Below are 1,968 nucleotides of genomic sequence, written 5' to 3' on the forward strand. Positions count from 1 at the left end.
CTAGTACTCCAGTCGTAGATCGTGATCTTCATGCCTGGGCGACCTGTCGCCGATAGTGGCTGGCTTGGGCTCGGGACTGGTGGCGGCGTCGCCAAGTGGACCAGGCGAGCCGGTGGGCTGCATCGTGCACAGGCTGGACGACCAGTGTCGTGAACAGTCGCTGGATCTCGTTGCAGGTGAGCGGGATCAGCTCGTCCGGTGCGGGATGGCGGGCGTGTTCGTCGGCGCGGACGACGGCGAGGAAGGCGTGAGCGAGCATGGCCAGGGTGACCCAGCGGGACCAGGATGTGTAGCGGCGGACCTGGTGTTCGTCCAGTCCGGCCAGGCCCTTTCCGGCTTGGAAAGTCTCTTCCACCCGCCATCTTGACCCGGCGACGCGCACCAGCGTGGCCAGGGGCGCCGGGGCGGGTGACCAGCAGCGGTAGTAGGCCAGTTCGCCGGTGGTGCGGTTGCGGCGGATCAACAGCCGGTGGCTGCCGGGCCGGGCTTCGGCCAGGTCGATGACGGCCCAGTCGTAGAAACGGTGCCCCTTGGCGCCGGCCCCCGCGGACAGCTTCTGCCAGGCGCGCCTGGGCACCTTCGCGGCCAGCACATCCGCACGGAACTTCCCCGCGCCGGTGGTGACTTCGGCCGAGCAGGCGACGGCGAGAACGTAGCCGACCTGGCGCTCTTCCAGCGCGGACCGCAGTTTCGGGTTGCCGCCGTAGACCTCGTCGCCCGTGACCCAGCCCACGCGGTGCCCGGCGTCGAGGAACCGGCCGATCATGCGGGCGGCCAGCTCCGGCTTGGTAGCGAAGACAGTGTCCTCGTCCAGGCCCGCGGCCCGGCAGCGGTCCGGATCCGAGGTCCATGAGCGCGGGATGTACAGCTCACGGTCCACCGCCGCATGTCCCCGGGAACCTGCGTAGACGAGGTAGACGGCGACCTGCGCGTTCTCGATCCTCCCGGCGGTGCCGGTGTACTGGCGCTGGACCCCGACGGTGTGGATGCCCTTCTTCACGTCCCCTGTCTCGTCGACCACCAGCACCGCATCCTCGTCGCGCAGATGCTCCAGTACGTACTCACGCACATCGTCACGCACCTGGTCGGCATCCCACCGGGCCCGGCCGAGCAGGTGCTGCATGCCGTCCGGAGTGGCCTCCCCGGCCCACTCGGCGATCGACCAGCAGTTCTTGCGTGGCAGGTCCGACAGCAGCCCCCGCACCAAGTCCCTCACCCGGCGCCGGGGCTCAACCCGCGCGAACCGGCCCGCTATCCGGCCCATCAGGGCCTCGAACGATTCCTGCCAACAGGCAGGGTCTACGCTGTGACCCGCGGCCACCACATGATCTTCAGTCTTCACACACCGATGATCAGCGGTGGCCGTGCCCATGTCCGAACAAGATCCACCAGCGCGATCGGCCCCGCCCAGCCCACACGCTGATCAAACCCGAGAGTGCCCTTCGTCAACAGGAACGGGCAGGACCAAGCGATTCGATCCAGGACGCGAAGTCTGCGGACACGACGTCGAAGTCCGCAGGGTCCAGATCACCCAGCCCGGAGGAGAACACGGCGGAGTCCGGGTCACCCGCACGCAGGAGGAATCCGCGGCCACCGCTGTCATCGCCGATAAGGAGGAAACCCGGTGCATACTGCGCGACTTCGTACGTGGCGTTGCGTTCACCAATGTCCCCTGCCGAGTACACGGTGACACCGGACTCGGTGAGAAGGCCGTCCCTCACGTTCCACAGTGCCACCAGCGGAGCCGGCAGGTTCACCTCTGTCTCGGCCCGCGCCCGCATCACATCGGCCGGCGCTGCCGCCGACGGCCTCGAAACCGACCCCGTCACCCTGCACCCCTCCGAACAGACTCCGCCCGCCACGACAAGCAGCGGCACAGCCACTCCCACCAGGACCGCTCCCAAGCAAACCACTACAACCGAGCAGGCGGCGGGCCAACATGATCACGATCTACGGCTGGAGTACTAG

2 protein-coding genes are annotated in these 1,968 nt (G+C 68.0%); both read right to left on the reverse strand.

What is annotated here, in order from left to right; all coding sequences use genetic code 11:
• Positions 1 to 28: 28 nt before the first annotated feature.
• Positions 29 to 1,264: an IS701 family transposase gene (locus tag IG90_RS0138540; RefSeq protein ID WP_078585564.1), complete on the reverse strand. Its 1,236-nt coding sequence runs from the start codon at positions 1,262 to 1,264 to the stop codon at positions 29 to 31.
• A 181-nt stretch (positions 1,265 to 1,445) separates the two neighbouring features.
• Entirely contained in the window at positions 1,446 to 1,877 is a 432-nt protein-coding gene (locus IG90_RS0138545) for a hypothetical protein (RefSeq protein ID WP_233436225.1), read from the reverse strand.
• Positions 1,878 to 1,968: the final 91 nt, after the last annotated feature.

Source organism: Streptomyces anulatus, assembly GCF_000721175.1.
GTDB classification, from domain to species: Bacteria; Actinomycetota; Actinomycetes; order Streptomycetales; family Streptomycetaceae; genus Streptomyces; species Streptomyces anulatus_C.